The sequence below is a fragment of the Sphingopyxis macrogoltabida genome (genome assembly GCF_001307295.1).
In the GTDB taxonomy this organism is placed as follows: domain Bacteria; phylum Pseudomonadota; class Alphaproteobacteria; order Sphingomonadales; family Sphingomonadaceae; genus Sphingopyxis; species Sphingopyxis macrogoltabida_B.
Genome location: NZ_CP012700.1, coordinates 4,418,272 through 4,435,277, shown reverse-complemented (window position 1 = coordinate 4,435,277; position 17,006 = coordinate 4,418,272). Strand labels below are relative to the sequence as shown.

Annotated in this window: 13 protein-coding genes; 8 read left to right on the top strand and 5 right to left on the bottom strand. The window is 66.6% G+C overall.

All coding sequences use genetic code 11. The annotated features are described in order from the left end of the window. Positions 1 to 21 precede the first annotated feature (21 nt). Positions 22 to 1,686 (bottom strand): NAD+ synthase, encoded by a 1,665-nt coding sequence (locus AN936_RS20615; protein WP_054589718.1) that lies wholly within the window; start codon positions 1,684 to 1,686, stop codon positions 22 to 24. Between the two features lie 145 nt (positions 1,687 to 1,831). Here AN936_RS20615 and AN936_RS20610 point away from each other — a divergent pair, with 145 nt between their 5' ends. The 5 genes from AN936_RS20610 (at position 1,832) to rplT (ending at position 4,624) form a co-directional block, all read left to right on the top strand. Further along, positions 1,832 to 2,767: a ribose-phosphate pyrophosphokinase gene (locus AN936_RS20610; RefSeq protein WP_054589717.1), complete on the top strand. Its 936-nt coding sequence runs from the start codon at positions 1,832 to 1,834 to the stop codon at positions 2,765 to 2,767. 4 nt (positions 2,768 to 2,771) lie between these two features. Next, positions 2,772 to 3,554 carry a histidinol-phosphatase gene (gene hisN / locus AN936_RS20605; protein WP_054589716.1) on the top strand — a complete coding sequence of 261 codons (783 nt, stop codon included), beginning with the start codon at positions 2,772 to 2,774 and terminating at the stop codon, positions 3,552 to 3,554. A gap of 20 nt (positions 3,555 to 3,574) precedes the next feature. Beyond that, entirely contained in the window at positions 3,575 to 3,925 is a 351-nt protein-coding gene (locus AN936_RS20600) for a GFA family protein (RefSeq protein ID WP_054589715.1), read from the top strand. Positions 3,926 to 4,041: 116 nt separating this feature from the next. Continuing rightward, the gene (gene rpmI / locus AN936_RS20595) at positions 4,042 to 4,245 is read left to right on the top strand and encodes a 50S ribosomal protein L35 (protein WP_037555449.1); all 204 of its coding nucleotides are present in this window, start codon (positions 4,042 to 4,044) and stop codon (positions 4,243 to 4,245) included. Between the two features lie 13 nt (positions 4,246 to 4,258). Beyond that, positions 4,259 to 4,624 (top strand): 50S ribosomal protein L20, encoded by a 366-nt coding sequence (rplT, locus tag AN936_RS20590; RefSeq protein WP_054589714.1) that lies wholly within the window; start codon positions 4,259 to 4,261, stop codon positions 4,622 to 4,624. On the opposite strand, the gene AN936_RS20585 is transcribed toward rplT, so the two are convergent. Next, positions 4,584 to 5,240 carry a hypothetical protein gene (locus tag AN936_RS20585; protein WP_054589713.1) on the bottom strand — a complete coding sequence of 219 codons (657 nt, stop codon included), beginning with the start codon at positions 5,238 to 5,240 and terminating at the stop codon, positions 4,584 to 4,586. The two genes, rplT and AN936_RS20585, sit on opposite strands and share 41 nt — an antisense overlap. A gap of 359 nt (positions 5,241 to 5,599) precedes the next feature. Here AN936_RS20585 and AN936_RS20580 point away from each other — a divergent pair, with 359 nt between their 5' ends. The 3 genes from AN936_RS20580 (at position 5,600) to pheT (ending at position 10,157) form a co-directional block, all read left to right on the top strand. After that, the gene (locus AN936_RS20580) at positions 5,600 to 6,508 is read left to right on the top strand and encodes a helix-turn-helix domain-containing protein (RefSeq protein ID WP_234715664.1); all 909 of its coding nucleotides are present in this window, start codon (positions 5,600 to 5,602) and stop codon (positions 6,506 to 6,508) included. 143 nt (positions 6,509 to 6,651) lie between these two features. Then, complete coding sequence (gene pheS / locus AN936_RS20575; RefSeq protein WP_054589712.1) at positions 6,652 to 7,752, top strand: phenylalanine--tRNA ligase subunit alpha; 1,101 nt, start codon at positions 6,652 to 6,654, stop codon at positions 7,750 to 7,752. Then, positions 7,749 to 10,157, top strand: a complete 2,409-nt coding sequence (gene pheT / locus AN936_RS20570; RefSeq protein ID WP_054589711.1) for a phenylalanine--tRNA ligase subunit beta — start codon at positions 7,749 to 7,751, stop codon at positions 10,155 to 10,157. Before pheS ends, pheT begins: the two co-directional genes overlap by 4 nt. Before the next feature lie 124 nt (positions 10,158 to 10,281). Here the strand turns inward: pheT and AN936_RS20565 are convergent, their stop codons facing one another. The 3 genes from AN936_RS20565 to mutS all read right to left on the bottom strand — a co-directional run bounded on the left by AN936_RS20565 (position 10,282) and on the right by mutS (position 16,880). Next, positions 10,282 to 11,409 carry a dipeptidase gene (locus AN936_RS20565; RefSeq protein WP_054589710.1) on the bottom strand — a complete coding sequence of 376 codons (1,128 nt, stop codon included), beginning with the start codon at positions 11,407 to 11,409 and terminating at the stop codon, positions 10,282 to 10,284. A gap of 114 nt (positions 11,410 to 11,523) precedes the next feature. Further along, on the bottom strand, positions 11,524 to 14,283 hold the full coding sequence (locus tag AN936_RS20560) for a [protein-PII] uridylyltransferase (protein ID WP_054589709.1): 2,760 nt from the start codon (positions 14,281 to 14,283) through the stop codon (positions 11,524 to 11,526). Beyond that, positions 14,280 to 16,880 (bottom strand): DNA mismatch repair protein MutS, encoded by a 2,601-nt coding sequence (mutS, locus tag AN936_RS20555; RefSeq protein WP_054590456.1) that lies wholly within the window; start codon positions 16,878 to 16,880, stop codon positions 14,280 to 14,282. Before mutS ends, AN936_RS20560 begins: the two co-directional genes overlap by 4 nt. Between the last annotated feature and the right edge of the window lie 126 nt (positions 16,881 to 17,006).

Here is a 17,006-nt window from a genome sequence, read left to right as displayed (position 1 = left end):
CTTTTTCGCGCTGATGGCGAATCAGGCGGTGCGGAACCCATGCGTGATCGGATAGCGCCGGTCGCGTCCGAAATTGCGCGTCGACAGCTTGACCCCCGGCGGTGCCTGCCGACGCTTATATTCGGCGAGCATCAGCAAGCGCTCGATCCGCACCACCGCGTCGCGGTCGAAGCCATATTTTGCCACGACATCGTCGACACTCGCTTCCTCCTCGACGAGCATGTGGAGCATGCGGTCGAGATCGGGGTAAGGCGGCAGGCTGTCCTCGTCCTTCTGGTCGGGACGCAGCTCGGCGCTCGGCGGCTTGGTGACGATATTCGCCGGCATCACCGGCGTCACGCGGTTGCGCGACAGGCGCGGGATATTCGCGTTGCGCCATTCGGCGAGCGCGAACACGGTCATCTTGTACGCGTCCTTGAGCGGATTATAGCCGCCCGCCATGTCGCCATAGATGGTCGCATAGCCGACGCTCATCTCGCTCTTGTTGCCGGTCGTCAGCAGCATCGGGCCGAATTTGTTGCTGAGTGCCATCAACGTGACACCGCGGATCCGCGACTGGACATTTTCCTCGGTGATATCGACGTCGCGGTCGGCAAAGCTGCCCGCGAGCATGGCGTCGAACGCCTCGACCGCGGGAACGATCGGAATGGTGTCGAGCCGGCAGCCGATCATCGCCGCGCAGCCCGCCGCATCGTCGAGGCTTTCCTGGCTGGTAAAGCGGCTCGGCAGCATCACGCACCACACCTTGTCGGGACCGAGCGCATCGGCGGCGATCGCCGCGCAGATCGCCGAATCGATACCGCCCGACAGGCCGAGCACGACGCCGGGGAAGCGGTTGCGTTCGACATAGTCGCGCAGGCTGACGATCATGGCACTATAGATGTCGGCGGGATGCGCCTCCCAGTCGGCGATCGCGCCCGCGTCGCAGGTCCAGCCGCCAGCGCCTTTCGTCCAGCGCGTCACGCGCTCCTCGGACTCCCAATCGATCAGCCGGTGCGCCGCCTGACCATCGGCGTTGAGGATGAACGAACAGCCGTCGAACACCAGCTCGTCCTGCCCGCCGATGCGGTTGAGGAAAATGAGCGGCAGGTTCGTCTCGTCGACGCGGCTGCGGAACACCTGCGTCAGGCGGCGGTCGTCCTTGTCGATCTCGTACGGGCTGCCGTTGACCGAGATCAGCAGTTCGGCCCCTTGATCGGCCAGATGCTTGCACACCGTCGGCAGCCAACCGTCCTCGCAGATCGGCAGCCCCAGCTTGACCCCGCGCCATTCGACGACGTCGGGCAGCGGCCCCGGTACGAAGACGCGCTTTTCGTCGAAGGTGCCGTAATTGGGCAGCTCGTGCTTGCGCCGCGTCGCGACGATCTTTCCGCCGTCGAGCAGCGCGACGATATTATAGAGACTGCCTCCGTCCCGCTCGACCGACCCGACGAGCATCGCCGGACCGCCATCGGCGGTATCGGCGGCGAGTTCGGCGAGCAGCTTTGCCGCGCGCTCGGCCAGCGCGGGTTTGAGCACCAGATCCTCGGGCGGATAACCGATCAGTTGCAGCTCGGGATAGAGGATCAGGTCGGCTTGCCTGTGCCGCGCCCGGACGCTGCGCATCGCGTCGGCATTGGCGGCAAGATCGCCGACCGCCTGCGTCATTTGGGCCAGAACGATGGTGAGCGTATCGGCAGCAGTCATGGCGCGAGCCATACGCCCGTGGGCGGCGATTGCAACGACCGGCGTGACGGACGGACAATCAGGCTGAAGATTGGCCTTCCCCTATCGGCGCCCGCTGGCTAAGGGGGCCCGCAATCCCACCCCGCGCGAAAGGGCTTCGCACCCCATGAAACTCATCTCCGGCAACAGCAACCTGCCGCTGGCCCGCGCGATCGCGGACTATCTCGAACTGCCGCTCACCGACACCAGCGTGCGTCGCTTCGCCGACGAGGAAGTCTTCGTCGAAATTCACGAAAACGTCCGCGGTCAGGACGTCTTCATCGTCCAGCCGACGAATTTCCCCGCGAACGACAATCTGATGGAGCTCTTGATCCTCACCGACGCGCTGCGCCGCGCCTCGGCGAAGCGTATCACCGCAGTCATCCCCTATTTCGGTTACGCCCGCCAGGACCGCAAACCCGGCCCGCGCACCCCGATCTCGGCCAAGCTCGTCGCCAATCTGATCACCACCTCGGGCGCCGACCGCGTCCTCGCGATCGACCTCCACGCCGGGCAGATTCAGGGCTTCTTCGATATCCCGACCGACAATCTCTATGCGGCGCCGGTGATGAGCGCCGACATCCAGGCGCGGTTCGGCGACAAGAATCTGATGGTCGTGTCGCCCGACGTCGGCGGCGTGGTGCGCGCCCGCGCGCTGGCCAAGCGCCTCGACAACGCCCCGCTCGCGATCGTCGACAAACGCCGCGAGCGCGCCGGCGAATCCGAGGTGATGAACATCATCGGCGACGTGTCGGGCCGCTTCTGCATCCTGATCGACGATATCGTCGATTCGGCGGGCACGTTGTGCAACGCCGCCGCCGCACTGAAGGCCGCGGGCGCCGAGGGCGTCGTCGCTTATTGTACCCATGGCGTCCTGTCGGGCGGCGCGGTCGCTCGCGTCGACGCGAGCGAGCTCACCGAACTGGTGATCACCGATTCGATCCAGCCGACCGACGCGGTCAACGACAGCAACAAGGTGCGCGCGCTGACCGTCGCGCCGCTGCTCGGCGAGGCGATCAAGCGCATCGCCGACGAATCGAGCGTTTCGTCGCTGTTCGACTGATCGCATGACGCTCGAATCCGACATCGCCCTCGCCCATCGCCTCGCCGATGCGGCGGGCGCCGCGATCCGTCCGCTGTTCCGCTCGGCCTGGGCCCACGAAGCCAAGGCCGACGCCTCGCCGGTGACCGAGGCCGACCGCGCCGCCGAAGCCGCGATGCGCCGCCTGCTCGACGCCGAAGCGCCGCGCGACGGCATCATCGGCGAGGAATATGGCGCCGAGCGCGCCGAGGCGAGCCGCCAATGGGTGCTCGACCCGATCGACGGCACCGTCAGCTTCATGGCCGGGCGCCCGATCTTCGGCACGCTGATCGCGCTGCTCCAGGACGGCTGGCCGGTGCTCGGCATCATCGACCAGCCGATCGCCGGCGAACGCTGGGTCGGCGCCGTCGGGCAGCCGACCTTGTTCAACGGCCGGCCGGTCCGCACGCGAAGCTGCCGGACGCTCGGCGAGGCGGTGCTCGCGACCACCGGGCCGCAATATTTCAGCGATCACGACGGCGAGCATTTCATGGCGCTCGCCGCGAAGACCTCGCACAAGCGCATGGTCTTTGGCGGCGACTGCTACAATTACGGGCTGCTCGCCAGCGGCCATATCGACATCGTCGTCGAGGCGGGGCTGAAACTTCATGATTTCGCCGCGCTGGTGCCGGTCGTCGAGGGGGCGGGCGGAACGATGTGCGACTGGAATGGCGATCCGCTCAATGCCGACAGTGCGGGCCATGTCATCGCACTCGGGGATCCCGCGCGGCTCGAGGACGTTATCGAAGGACTCGCCTGCAACCACTGATCGCAAGGAAGGACGACGCCATGGCTTATGAGGGAAGCTGTCACTGCGGCGCGGTGAGCTATACGGTCGAGGGCGACATTCCGGGCGAGGCGATGAGCTGCAACTGCTCGCACTGCCGCCGCAAGGGTTTCCTTCTGACCTTCGTTCCGATCGACCATTTCCGGCTCGACAGCGGCGCCGACAGCCTCGCGTCGTACACGTTCAACAAGCACAACATCGACCATCAATTCTGCACCACCTGCGGCTGCCAGAGCTTTTCGGTCGGCACCGGCCCCGACGGCGCGAAGATGGCGGCGGTCAATCTGCGCTGCGTCCCCGCCGCCGATCTCGACGCGCTGAATATCCAGAAGGTCGACGGGGCGAGCTTTTAAGCCTCCCGCGCTTGCAATTCCGGGCGAATCCGTCTAGGCGCGCCGCTTCCGATTGTACCGGCTGGCTGAAAGGGCTGCCAGGCCGATACGCAAACGGACTTCAAAAGGAGACCAAAATGCCCAAGATGAAGACCAAGAGCGGTGTGAAGAAACGCTTCAAATTCACCGCCTCGGGCAAGGTGAAGCACGGCGTCGCCGGCAAGCGCCACCGCCTGATTTCGCATAACTCGAAATATATCCGCACCAACCGCGGCACCAGCGTGCTCAGCGATTCGGACGCGGCCCATGTGCGCCTCTGGGCGCCCTACGGCCTGAAGTAAGGAGCGCTAGACCATGTCACGCATCAAACGCGGCGTCACCACGCACGCCAAGCACAAGCGGATTTTGGACCAGGCGAAGGGCTATTATGGCCGTCGCAAGAACACCATCCGCGTCGCCAAGCAGGCGGTCGAAAAGGCCGGCCAATATGCTTACCGCGACCGCAAAGTAAAGAAGCGGAGCTTCCGCGCGCTCTGGATCCAGCGCATCAACGCCGCGGTTCGCGCCGAAGGCCTGACCTATTCGCAGTTCATGCACGGGGTGAAGCTGGCCGGGATCGAGCTCGACCGGAAGGTCATGGCCGACCTCGCGATGAACGAAGGCGGCGTGTTCACCGCGATCATCGCCCAGGCGAAGGCGGCGCTGCCCAAGGCAGCCTGACGCTTTCCGGCCGAAGCAAAGAAACAAGGGCGGTCCTGCGGGGCCGCCCTTTTTCGTTGACGGTCCCGCGCGCGAGGCGTCTCATCTTCCCTGCGCGAGCCGCCCTGACCCCGTCGACGAACTGCTTCTCGTTCACCTTCACCGCCAAGCCTTTTTTCGACAGGAAAAATGCGGCGCGCGGCATCGTGATATTGCCGTCCTTGGTGGCCAGCACTGCCCCCTGCGGCGCTATCGACTTGACCGTCGCAAGCACGGCGGCTCCATCGGCGCTGCGAACCTCTGCCCCTGGTTTCAACGCCCCGTCGACCGCCGCCGCATCGGCCTCGGCCTGCTTCAGCACCGCGACAATTTTGTCTTTGGACGCTTTCAGCGCCGGACCTTTCGGGGTCGTCACAAAAGCGCCCTTCGGTACCACGAGGCCGCTGGCGCCGATCCCGACCGCGATCCTGTCGCCGACCACTTTGACAATCTGGCCGACCTCTTCGCCATTCTGGTCGTAAACTTTGGTACCGGCAGTCCACGAAGCAGCCGGGGCCTGCGCCTGTACGGCAGGGACGGCAGACACGGCTGCACAGCCAAGGAACAGCGCGGCGGGCAAGCCGGAAAGCTTGGACATGAAAGGCTCCTGTCGAACAGCAAGCCACCCGTGCCGCATCCGACGGCGCCGCACCAAATAGCATGCTGCCGGTCCGTGCAACGGACGCGGCGAGCCGAACGCCGGCGGGAGTGAAAAACAGGAACGGCGCGAGAGCCGAACCCTCGCGCCGTTCCGACGATGCGAACATCGCCCCCCTCCCTCCGAACCGGTTGCCGTGGGTCGCAGAAAGCTTGCGGCCGGCGGAAGTTTCCCTGACGCTCTACACGGGGCAGCGCGCCGATGGGGTGACATATGCCGTCGCAATCATGACAAGAATTGTAAGAACCCGACACCAAGGTGCCTTAGGTTATTGTTTTTTTGCGTGAGGCGCCGCAAGCATGGACGTCATGAAGGACGCAATCCAGAATCCGGGAGAGGACGCCGGCGCGCGGATCGTGACGCGTTTCTTCCCGCTGTCTGAAGCACTGAAGCCCTATGTCAGCACCATCTATCTGACCGAGATCACCCTTCCCGCCGGAACGCGGGTCGAGGATTATCTGCATCCCGAATGGGCGAACATGCGCTTCATCGATGGCGAGGCGCCGCTCGCCGGGGTCGGTGGCGCCCCGGCAGTGCCCGCGCCGCCCTTCGTCGCGACGGGTCCGACGAGCAAGGCGAGCTATTTCGCGGCGGGCAACATGCGCGCGTGGGGGGTCGGTATCCTGCCCGCCGGCTGGGCGAAATATTTCGCGCTCCCGGCCGCCGAACTTGCCGACCGGTTTTGCGACGGCGCGGCGCACCCCGCCTTCGCCGCCTTCGCGCCGCTGACCGACGCGCTACCGCGGATCAACGATGTCGCCGCCGCCGCGCTGATCGACGGCCATCTTGTCGGCCTGCTCGCGGGAGCGCCGCGCGACGACCCCGCGATCGTCGCGGCGCATCGCGCGCTCGTCGACGACGACCTCGCCAGCGTCGCCGATCTCGCAGCGAAGCTCGCGCTCTCCGAACGGACGGTCGAGCGCCTCAGCCATCGCGCGTTCGGCTTTCCTCCCAAATTGCTGTTGCGACGCCAGCGTTTCCTGCGGTCGCTCGGGCGCTTCATGCTCGATCCGTCGATGGCGTGGATCGATACGCTTGACCACCAATATTATGATCAGGCGCAATTCACCCGCGACTTCCGCCGTTTCATGGGCATGAGCCCGCGCGCCTATGCGGCGCGCCCCAAACCGATCCTCGGCGCCGCCGCTTTCGCACGCGCCGCGGCGGCCGGAGCGGCCGTGCAGGGGCTGCATAAGCCGGCGGACTAGCCCTCAGGCCAGCTTGGAGGCTTGACCGGCGCCGCGTCTTCGGTGCAAGCGGCGGGCGGGCGCGCGCGGGCAGCCGCCGTATCCGACAATGACGAAACAGACAGGCCGGCAGCTACAGGCGCGCCGGAGCAGGACGAACGACGATGAGCGAACTTCAGGCGATGCAGGCCCGGCTCGTGGCCGATATAGCGGCCGCCGCCGACCTCGACGCGATCGAGGCGCTGCGCGTCGGCGCGCTCGGGAAAGCCGGCAGCATCACCGCGCTCTTGAAGACGCTCGGCGGCATGAGCCCCGAAGAACGCCAGGCGCAGGGTCCCGCGATCCACGGCCTGCGCGAGGCGGTGACCGCCGCGCTGGCGACGCGCAAGGCAGCGCTCGAAGGCGCCGCGCTCGAGGCGAAGCTCGCGGCCGAACGGCTCGACATGACGCTGCCCGCCGACGCAAGGCCGCTCGGCAGCGTCCATCCAGTGAGCCAGGTGATGGACGAGCTCGCCGAAATCTTCGCCGACATGGGCTTCGCGGTCGCGACCGGTCCCGAGATCGAGGACGACTGGCGCAACTTCACCGCGCTCAACATCCCCGAAACGCATCCGGCGCGCGCGATGCACGACACTTTCTATTTCCCGGCGCAGATGAACGATGCCGAAGGCCGCGCGATGCTGCTGCGCACCCACACCTCGCCGGTGCAGATCCGCACGATGATGGCGCAGGAGCCGCCGATCCGCATCATCGCGCCGGGCCGCGTCTATCGCAGCGACAGCGACGCGACGCACACGCCGATGTTCCATCAAATCGAAGGCCTCGTCATCGATCGCGGCATCCATATGGGCCACCTCAAATGGACGCTCGAAACCTTCCTCAAGGCATTTTTCGAGCGCGACGACATCGTGCTGCGCCTGCGCCCCTCCTATTTCCCCTTCACCGAACCGTCGGCGGAGGTCGACGTCGGCTATAAACAGGAAAAGGGCCGCCGCATTGTCGGCGGCAACGGCGACGACGAAGGCCATGCGTGGATGGAACTGCTCGGCAGCGGCATGGTCAATCGCCGGGTCATCGCCAATTGCGGCCTCGACCCCGACGAATGGCAGGGCTTTGCTTTCGGCGCCGGCATCGACCGGCTGGCGATGCTCAAATATGGCATGGACGACCTGCGCGCCTTCTTCGACGGCGACCTTAGGTGGCTGTCGCACTACGGGTTCGGCGCGCTGAGCGTGCCGACGCTGAGCGGGGGAATTTCGGCATGAAGATCACCCTCGACTGGCTCCGCGAACATCTCGACGGCGATTTCGCCGTCAAGGACGTCGTCGCGACCCTCAACCGCATCGGTCACGAGGTCGAAGGCGTCGAAAATCCGGCCGAGAAGCTTGCGGGCTTCCGCGTCGCCAAGGTGCTGACCGCCGAGAAGCACCCGCAGGCCGACAAGCTGCAGGTGCTGACCGTCGACAGCGGCCCAGAGGTGAATGGGGGTACCCCGCTCACCGTCGTCTGCGGGGCCCCGAACGCGCGCGCCGGCCTGATCGGCGTGCTCGGACTGCCCGGCGCTGTGGTGCCGGCGAACGGCATGGAGCTGAAGGTCGCAGCGGTGCGCGGCGTCGAATCGAACGGCATGATGTGTTCGACGCGCGAGCTCGAACTCGGCGACGATCATGACGGGATCATCGAATTGACGTTTGACGATTCCGGCGACGCACCGATCGGCATGGCCTTTGCCGACTATGCCGGATTGGGCGATCCGGTGATCGACATTTCGATCACCCCGAACCGGCAGGACTGCATGGGGGTGCGTGGGCTGGCGCGCGATCTCGCCGCCGCCGGGCTCGGCACCTTGAAGCCGCTCGACGTCCCGACGATCACCGGGGAAGGCGCGCCTGCAACCGAAATCCGGACCGACGATCCCGAGGGCTGTCCCGCCTTCTACGGCCGCACGATCGGCGGCATCACCAACGGCACCGCCCCCGAATGGATGCGCCGCCGGCTGGAAGCGGTCGGCCAGCGTTCGATCTCGGCGCTGGTCGATATCAGCAACTATGTGATGTTCGACCTCGGCCGCCCGAGCCATATCTATGACCGAGCCAAGCTAAATGGCGCGCTCGTCGCACGGCGCGCGAAGGATGGCGAGACGGTCACCGCGCTCAACGGCAAGGAATATAACCTCACCGACACGATGACGGTGATCGCCGACGACAGCGGCGTCCACGACATCGCGGGCATCATGGGCGACGAGCACAGCGGGTGCAGCGAGACGACGACCGACGTCCTGATCGAAATCGCTTATTTTACGCCCGAACGCATCGCGCTCACCGGGCAGGCGCTCGGCCTGACCAGCGACGCGCGCAGCCGCTTCGAACGCGGCGTCGATCCCGCCTTCCTCGACGATGCGACGGCGATCGTCACCGGCCATGTCCTCGCGATCTGCGGCGGCACGCCTTCGGCGATCACCCGCGCCGGAACGCCGCCGGTCGCGACGCACCATATCGATTATGATCCGGCCCGCGCCGAAACGCTCGGCGGCATCGCCATCGATGCCGAGCGCCAGCGCGACATTCTCGCCGCGCTCGGCTTCGGCATCATCGAACAGGGCACGCATTGGCAGGTCGCGGTGCCGAGCTGGCGCCGCGACATGGACGGCGCCCCCGACGTGGTCGAGGAAGTCACCCGCATCCACGGCTTCGACGCGATCCCTTCGACCCCGCTGCCACGCACCGATGGCGTTGCCAAACCGACCGCAACCGCCGACCAGCTGCTCGAACGCCGCCTGCGCCGCGCCGCTGCCGCTGCCGGCTTCCACGAAGCGGTCACTTGGTCGTTCGTCAGCGAACGCGACGCCGCACCCTTCGGCGGCGGCGCATGGACGCTCGCCAATCCGATCAGCGAAGACCTGAAGGTCATGCGCCCGTCGCTGCTCCCCGGGCTGCTTGCCGCAGCGCAGCGCAACCAGCATCGCGGTGCGAACAGCATCCGGCTGTTCGAGATCGGCCGCCGCTACCTCGCGGACGCCGAACATCCGACGCTCGCCGTGCTGATGGCGGGCGACAAGCAAGCCCGCGTCTGGCGGGCGGGTAAGGCCGCTTCGTTCGACGCATTTGACGCGAAGGCGGAAGCGCTGGCGCTGCTCGAGGCGGCCGGCGCGCCCGCCGACCGGCTGCAGGTGATGGAACCCGTCACGGCCGGACAGATCTGGCATCCGGGGCAGTCGGCAACGCTGCGCCTTGGCCCCAAGGCGGTGCTCGCCGAATTTGGCGCGCTCCATCCGGCGCTGACCCGCGGCTTCGACGTCGACGGGCCGGTGATGGCGGTGCAAATCTTCCTCGATGCGATCCCGGCGAAGCGTGCCAGCGGCCCGGCCCGGGCCCCCTTCACGCCGTCCGCCCTGCAATCGGTGCGCCGCGACTTCGCTTTCCTCGCCCCCGCGACGCTGGCCGCCGCCGATCTGGTACGTGCGATCCGCGGTGCCGACAAGGCGAGCATCGTCGAGGCGCGGCTGTTCGACCGCTTTGCCGGTCAGGGCGTGCCCGCAGGCCAGGTCAGCCTCGCGGTCGAGGTCGAATTGCAGCCGGCGGATAAAAGCTTTGCCGACGCGGAGCTGAAGGCGATCGCAGACAAGGTGGTCGCCGCGGCGGCAAAACTAGGGGCGGTGCTGCGAGGGTAGGGCACCTTCCACGCCATTCCATTTCGTCATCCCGGCGCAGGCCGGGATCTCGACCATGGCTCATGATGCGCCGTTGAGATCCCGGCCTGCGCCGGGATGACGATAATATAGAGGCGCTTGGCTCCTACCCGCCCCAGGTGGCGGTCAGCAGGCGCTGGAAATTGCCGCCGAGGATCGCCTTGATATTATCGTTCGAATAGCGGCGGCGCATCAGTTCCTCGGTCAGATCGTAAATCCGCCGCGGATGGTCGAAGCCGTCGGTGTCGATCTTGTCGCGCCAGGCGTAGCTCGACTTCAGCATGCCCTTCATCGCCTTTTGCAACTCGGGCGGCATGTCGTCATAGCCATGATTGTCGAGGTCGCTGCCGATCCCGACATGCTCGATCCCGACCAGCTTCACCGCATGGTCGATATGATCGACGATATTCGGCAGGGTCGTCGGTTCCTGCGCGGTCACGAAGTTGCGCACCCCGGCAATGCCCATCACGCCGCCCTTCGCGGCGAGCGCTTTGATCGCCTCGTCGGTCTTGAGCCGCGGATGGTTGTTGAGCGCCCGGCAATTGCTGTGGGTGATCGCGATCGGTTTTGGCGATAGCTCGATCGCATCGAGCGTCGTCTTGTCGCCGCAATGCGACACGTCAATCAGCATGCCGACCTTGTTCATCGCCTCGATAATCGACACGCCATAATCGCTGACCCCGCCGTCGACCCGCTCGGTCGAGCCAGAGCCGATGCGGCTCTGCCAATTATAGGTCAGCTGCGAAACGCGCTGGCCGCGCTTGTAGAAAAATTCGACGTCCTCGACCTTCTGGAAATGGTCCGAATTCTGCATCCCCATGATCACCGCGACCTTGCCGTCGCGCTTGGCGCGGAGGATGTCGGACATCTTGTCGACGCCGGTGAAGACATGGCTGTTGACCTGCACATAATGGCCCCACAGCGTAAAATAGGACAGCACCTGGTCACGCGCGTCCGGATCGCGGATACCGATCCCCTGCAGCATTGCGTTGACGCCGCTGGTGCGGAATTCCTTGGCAAGCTTGTCGGTCATCGGCGCCGGACCCTCGTCGATCAGGATCGGGTGCAGCATGTCGATCACCAGCGCCTCGTTCACCAGATCGACGACGCGCTTCGGATAGGTGCGTGGCGGATAGGCAGCGCTTTCGGCCCGGACCGGGCGGCTGATGAAGGGCGCTGCGACCGTGGCGGCCAAGGCGCTGCCGACCAATTGGCGACGTGAGAAATTCGGCATCGGACCCTCCTCGGCTTTTCTGATTGCCAGCGTGGCTAAATCTCTCGCTGGGGAAGGTCAACGCGCAGAAAAACTCGCCTCAATGGCTAGAAAAACTAATCCTTTGGACGGGGTCTATGCGGCGACCGCATCCTCGCTCTGGCTCGTCGCGGCTTCGAGGAGGCGTTTTTCGAGCGACTTCACCCGCGCTGCGCCGTCGATCTTGTCGCCGATCAGATCGGTGACATAGAAAGTATCGACCGCGCGCTCGCCATAGGTCGCGACATGCGCCGAATGCACCGTGACCTTCGACTGGAACAGCGCATAGGCAAGCTGGTTGAGCAGCGCCGGGCGGTCCTGTGCATTGACCTCGATCACCGTGAAACGGTTCGACGCCTTGTTGTCGATGAAGACGTTGGGAACGACGCGAAACGCCTCGGCACGCGTCCGCGGCAACGCCCGTGCTTCGAGCTTGGGCAACAGCCGGTGCCTGTTGGCCAGCGCATCCTCGATCGCCCGGGTCAGCCGGACGATCTGCTCGGCCTCGGCAAACGGGCGGCCGAGCGGATCCTGGACGAGGAAATTATCGAGCGCGAGCCCGTCACGCGTCGTGTGAATGCGCGCGTCGATGATGTTGCCGCCGGCCAGGTGAATACCGCCCGCGATGCGATAGAAAAGCCCCGGATGGTCGGCGGCGAGCACCATCACCAAGGTTGCACCGCGATCGTCGTCGGGCACCGCAGCGATGTGCAGCGGCGCGTTTCCGGCCTGCTGGATATGGATCAGATTGGCGGCGATGACCTCGACCGATTCGGCGATCCAATAGCTTTCGGGCAGACGCCGTGCGAGCTTGGCGAAGCCCTTTTCGTCGAGGCGGAGCAGCGCAGCGACGGCCTCCTTCTTCCCCGCGATCCGCGATTCGCGGCCCTTCTGCTTATGGCCGAGCCGGAGCACCTCCTCGGCGGCGTCGAACAGTTCGGTGAGCAGCTGGCGTTTCCAGCTGTTCCAGACGCCGGGGCCGACGGCGCGGATATCGACCACGGTGAGCACGAGCAGCAGGCGGAGCCGCTCGGGCGACTGCACCTGCCCCGCGAAATCGAGGATCGTCTTGAAATCGGCGAGGTCGCGCTTGAACGCGGTCGCCGACATCAGCAGATGATAGCGGACGAGCCACGATACGGTTTCGGTTTCTGCCGGAGTGAGGCCCAGCCGCGGACACACCCGGAGCGCGAGTTCGGCGCCCAGCACACTATGGTCGCCGCCGCGGCCCTTGGCAATATCGTGGAGCAGCACCGCGACATAGATGACGCGCCGCGACTGGACCTGTTTCATGATCGCGCTCGACAGCGGGTGGTCGTCTTTCAGGCGGTCCTGCTCAATGTCCGCGAGAAGGCCGATGGCGCGGATGGTATGCTCGTCGACCGTATAATGATGATACATGTCGAACTGCATCTGCGCGACGACGCGGCCGAAATCGGGAACGAAACGGCCGAACACCCCCGCCTCGTTCATCCAGCGCAGCACCGTTTCGGGATCGCGCGGACTGGTCAGCACGTCGAGGAACAGTTCGTTGGCGCGCGCATTGCGGCGCACCCCTTGCGTTTCGATCAGCTTGGCATCGTGGCGCGCCTGCCGCATCGCCTGCGGATGGATTTCGAGCCCGTGCTTGTCGGCGAGCGCGAAGATCTCGACGAGCCGCACCGGATCCTGCTGGAAGAAATCGTCCGATGGCAAGGCAAGCCGGCCGCGGTCGAGGACGAAGCCATTGAGCTTTCCCGGCCGCCGCCGGATCGTCGGCAGGAAACGCCGGCCGCGCGCAGCAAGCTGGTCGTCGAGATGCGCGAGGAAGGTGCCGGTGACGTCGCCGACGCTTTTGGCGTGGAGAAAATAGAGCTGCATGAAGCGCTCGACCGCGCTCTTGCCGGGGCGGTCGGCGAACTGCATCCGCCGCGCGATCTCGGGCTGGAAATCGAAGGTCAGCCGGTCCTCGGCGCGCCCGGCGAGGACGTGGAGGTGGCAGCGCACCGCGAGCAGGAAATTCTCGGCGCGCGCGAACTGGCGAAGTTCGCGCGCCGAGAGCAGGCCCGCATCGACAAGCTCGGGAACGGTGCGTACGCGGTGGATGAACTTGCCGATCCAGAACAAAGTGTGGAGGTCGCGCAGACCGCCCTTCCCTTCCTTCACATTGGGTTCGACGACGTAACGCGAATCTCCCATGCGCTTGTGCCGCTCGTCGCGTTCGGCAAGCTTGTCGGCAACGAAGGCGCGCGCATTGCCCGCGACGACTTCGGCATCGAAACGCGCTGAAGCCTGGTCGTAGAGGTCGCGGTCGCCCCAGATGAAGCGTCCTTCGAGCAGCGCGGTGCGAATGGTCAGATCGTCCTTCGCGGCGCGCACCATCTCGTCGATCGAGCGGCTCGAATGGCCGACCTTCAGCCCGAGATCCCAGAGCGTGTAAAGCTGCGCCTCGATCACCTGCTCGGTCCAGCTCGTCTGCTTGAACGGGGTCAGGAAGCCGATATCGATGTCGCTGTGCGGCGCCATTTCACCGCGGCCATAGCCGCCGACCGCGATCAGCGTGATCCGCTCGCCCGCCGAGCGGTTGCCCGCGGGATAGAGGTGGCCGACGGTGAAATCGTGGCTGAGGCGGACGATCTGGTCGATCAGGAAGGCGGTGGCGCTCGCCGCAAGCCGCCCCGACGAGGGATGGGCGAGCAGCCGGTGTTCGATTTCGCTCCGCCCCTTGTCGAGCGCGTCCCTGAGCAGCGCGACCATCGCGCGGCGGCGAACGCCGGAATCGCTGTTCTCGGCGGCGATCGCGTCGAGCCGGCCGGCCAACTCGCGCCGGTCGATAATCGCGCGGCGCTGGTCGAGATTGTCGAACAGGTCGCTCATGCCTCGTCCGCCATCAGCCGTTTGAGCGCATAAAGCGTGTCGAGCGCTTCGCGGGGGGCGAGCGCGTCGGGATCGATCGCACCGAGCGCCTCGCGCAGCGCATCTTTGGCCGCCGCCGGCGCTGCGGCGAGCGTCGCCGCGAACAACGGCAGGTCGTCGAGCCCGGCGGCGAGTCCGCCGGTTGCTTCGCGCCCCGCCTCGAGCTTCGCGAGCACCGCTTCGGCGCGTTTGACGACACCCGCGGGCACCCCGGCGAGGCGCGCGACCGCAAGACCATAGCTGCGGTCGGCGGGCCCCTCGGCAACCTCGTGGAGCAGCACCAGATCGCCCTGCCATTCGCGCGCGCGGACGTGGTGGAGCGAGAGAGCGTTCAGCGTTTCGGCGAGGCGGGTCAGCTCGTGATAATGGGTCGCGAACAGGCAGCGGCAGCGATTGACCTCGTGCACCGCCTCGACCACCGACCAGGCGAGCGCGAGCCCGTCGTAGGTCGAGGTGCCGCGCCCGACCTCGTCGAGGATGACGAAGCTTTGCGGAGTGGCCTGCGCAAGGATCGCGGCGGTTTCGACCATTTCGACCATGAAGGTCGAGCGCCCGCGCGCGAGATTGTCGCTGGCGCCGACGCGGCTGAACAGCCGGTCCACGAGCCCGAGCTTCGCCGACGCCGCGGGGACGAAGCCCCCCGCCTGCGCGAGCACGACGATCAGCGCATTCTGGCGCAGGAAGGTCGATTTACCGCCCATATTGGGGCCGGTGACGAGCCAGAGCCGGTCGGCTTCGGACAGGGAGACGTCATTCGGCACGAAGCGCTCGCCCGATTTCGCCAGCGTCGCCTCGACCACCGGGTGGCGGCCGCCGCTCACGTCGAGGCAAGGCTCATCGGCAAGGTCGGGGCGGCACCAGTTGTGGCTCATCGCATGGTCGGCGAGCGCCGCGGCGACATCGATCCGCGCGAGCACGTCGCACGATGCGGCAATCGCCTCGCGCCGCTGCGTCGCCTGCTCGGTCAGCGTTTCGAGATGCGCCGCCTCGGCGGCGAGCGCGTGGACGCCCGCCTGCGTCACCCGGCTCGCCGCTTCATGGAGATCCGCCGAGTTGAAGCGGACGACCCCCGCGAGCGTCTGGCGATGGGTGAAGCCCGAGTCGGGAGCCATCAGCGTATCGGCATGCTTCGCCGGCACCTCGACATGATAGCCGAGCACGCCATTGTGGCGGATCTTGAGCGAGGCGATGCCGGTGCGGTCGCGATAGCCCGCCTCGAGCACCGCGATCGCCTTGCGCCCATCGCGCGCCGTTTCGCGCAGCGCATCAAGGCCATGATCATAGCCCTCGGCGATATAGCCGCCCTGCGCAGCGTCGACCGGCGGCGTCTCGATCAGCGCGCGCGTGAGCTCATCGACGAGCGCGCCATGGCCGTCGAGCCCCGGCAGCAGCCGCGCGAGGAGCGGCGGCAGGTCGGCACGGCGCGCGAGATGTTCGCGGAGCAGCCGCGCCCCGCCGAGCGCATCGCGCAGCTGCGCAAGGTCGCGCGGACCGCCGCGCCCCGCCACGAGACGCCCGAGCGCCCGTCCGGCATCGGGCAGCGCACGCAGCGTCGCGCGCAGCTCGCCGCGCCACAGCGCATCGCGCGCGAGGCTGTCGACCAGATCGAGCCGTTCGAGGATCGCGCCCTTGTCGGTCAGCGGGCTCGCGAGATCGTCGGCGAGCAGCCGCGCCCCCGCCGCGGTCACGGTGCGGTCGATCGTCGCGAGCAGGCTGCCGTCGCGAGCGCCCGCCATGGTGCGCACGAGTTCGAGGCTCTCGCGCGTCGCCGCGTCGATCGCCATGCGATCCGACGCCGAGACGCGCAGCGGCGGCTGGAGAAAGACCGCCGAACCGGTCCCGACATGATCGAGATAGGCGGCAATCGCCCCCATTGCGGCGATTTCACCGCGCGAAAAGCTACCGAAGCCATCGAGCGTCTGGACGCCGAACAAGGCTTCGAGCCGTTTCTGCCCGGCGGTGCTGGCAAATTCGCCCGCCGGCCGCCGCACGATCTGCCGCGCCCCTGCTACCGGTGCCTCTGCGCCCTCGCTCACCAGCAATTCGGACGGCGCCAGCCGCGCGAGTTCGGCATCGACGGCCTCACGGCGCACCGCGACGACCTCGAACCGTCCGGTCGAGATATCGGCGGCAGCAATCGAGACCTCGCCTTCGCTGCCGACCTCGGCGAGGGCGGCGAGGCGATTGGCGCTGCGTCCTTCGAGCAATGCCTCTTCGGTCAGCGTTCCGGCGGTGACGAAACGAACGATCGCCCGCGCCACAAGCGCTTTCGACCCGCCGCGCGCCTTGGCTTCGGCAGGGCTTTCGACCTGTTCGGCGATCGCGACGCGGTGGCCGGCGCGGATCAGCCGCGCGAGATAGGATTCGGCGGCGTGGACGGGCACGCCGCACATCGGCACGGGTTCGCCGCCATGTTCGCCGCGCGACGTCAGCGCGATGTCGAGCGTCGCCGCCGCTGCCTTGGCATCGTCGAAAAACAGTTCGAAGAAATCGCCCATGCGATAGAAGAGCAGGCAGTCGCCGGCCTTGTCCTTCAGCGACCAATATTGCGCCATCATCGGCGTTGCGGCGGGATGGGCGGCGGGTGCGGCGTTGCTGTTGGCAGGTTTCGGGGCGGTCGCGGGCATTCGCCCTGCTTAGTGATTGGGGGCGACATGGCAAGGCATGCGCCTGCAACATTCGCG

Coding starts and splice junctions, on each gene's coding strand:
- mutS (WP_054590456.1), bottom strand. CDS start 16,880: ATGATGGCGCAATATTGGTCGCTGAAGGACAAGGCCGGCGACTGCCTG.
- AN936_RS20600 (WP_054589715.1), top strand. CDS start 3,575: ATGGCTTATGAGGGAAGCTGTCACTGCGGCGCGGTGAGCTATACGGTC.
- AN936_RS20615 (WP_054589718.1), bottom strand. CDS start 1,686: ATGACTGCTGCCGATACGCTCACCATCGTTCTGGCCCAAATGACGCAG.
- AN936_RS20585 (WP_054589713.1), bottom strand. CDS start 5,240: ATGTCCAAGCTTTCCGGCTTGCCCGCCGCGCTGTTCCTTGGCTGTGCA.
- AN936_RS20565 (WP_054589710.1), bottom strand. CDS start 11,409: ATGCCGAATTTCTCACGTCGCCAATTGGTCGGCAGCGCCTTGGCCGCC.
- AN936_RS20560 (WP_054589709.1), bottom strand. CDS start 14,283: ATGAGCGACCTGTTCGACAATCTCGACCAGCGCCGCGCGATTATCGAC.
- pheS (WP_054589712.1), top strand. CDS start 6,652: ATGAGCGAACTTCAGGCGATGCAGGCCCGGCTCGTGGCCGATATAGCG.
- hisN (WP_054589716.1), top strand. CDS start 2,772: ATGACGCTCGAATCCGACATCGCCCTCGCCCATCGCCTCGCCGATGCG.
- rpmI (WP_037555449.1), top strand. CDS start 4,042: ATGCCCAAGATGAAGACCAAGAGCGGTGTGAAGAAACGCTTCAAATTC.
- pheT (WP_054589711.1), top strand. CDS start 7,749: ATGAAGATCACCCTCGACTGGCTCCGCGAACATCTCGACGGCGATTTC.
- AN936_RS20580 (WP_234715664.1), top strand. CDS start 5,600: ATGGACGTCATGAAGGACGCAATCCAGAATCCGGGAGAGGACGCCGGC.
- AN936_RS20610 (WP_054589717.1), top strand. CDS start 1,832: ATGAAACTCATCTCCGGCAACAGCAACCTGCCGCTGGCCCGCGCGATC.
- rplT (WP_054589714.1), top strand. CDS start 4,259: ATGTCACGCATCAAACGCGGCGTCACCACGCACGCCAAGCACAAGCGG.